2 rRNA genes are annotated in these 704 nt (G+C 59.5%); both read left to right on the forward strand.

The window, feature by feature from the left end:
• Positions 1 to 108 (forward strand): 16S ribosomal RNA (locus tag QSK10_RS34160); the annotation flags it as partial.
• Positions 109 to 618: 510 nt separating this feature from the next.
• Positions 619 to 704 (forward strand): 23S ribosomal RNA (locus tag QSK10_RS34165); the annotation flags it as partial.

The following is a 704-nucleotide window of genomic DNA, read 5'->3' on the forward strand; positions in this document are numbered from 1 at the left end:
GGTGGCCCAACCCCTTGCGGGAGGGAGCCGTCGAAGGTGGGGCTGGCGATTGGGACGAAGTCGTAACAAGGTAGCCGTACCGGAAGGTGCGGCTGGATCACCTCCTTTCTAAGGAGTAACCCAACCCGGAACCACACGCCACCACTACCGGTGGCGGGGATATCCGGGTTCACCAGGGACTTGCACACATCCACCGGACACCATGCCGGTGATGAAAACACGCACCAGATGCGTGTTACTGACCGAAACACTCTGTTGGGTCCTGAGACAACACGTCCAGGACCACCCCCCTGAGGGAATCCGCCAAGCGCGGGTGTCCGAGGGGGTTTGGTGGTCTCTGACGGGTTGCTCGAAGGTGGCGTTACCACGCTGGCCCCCATAACCCTTGGACGTGTGTTCCCTTGTCATCTGGCGTTTGCCGGGTGGGCTCGAAGTTTTTCGGGCAGGGACTGGTGTTCCGAGCCGGTTGGGTGGCTAGTTGAGCGGTGTGCGTGTGTTGTTTGAGATGTGCATAGTGGGTGCGAGCATCTAGCAATTGAGCCGATGCAGCACGATCCCTTTCCCTGTTCGCAGGGTGGGGTTGTTGTTGTTTTGGGTCGTTGTCTGTGTTGTTGTGTTTGTTAAGTTGTCAAGGGCGCATGGTGGATGCCTTGGCACCAGGAGCCGATGAAGGACGTGGGAGGCCGCGATAGGCCTGGGGGAGT

The organism is Actinorhabdospora filicis, from assembly GCF_030269765.1.
GTDB lineage: Bacteria > Actinomycetota > Actinomycetes > Mycobacteriales > Micromonosporaceae > Actinorhabdospora > Actinorhabdospora filicis.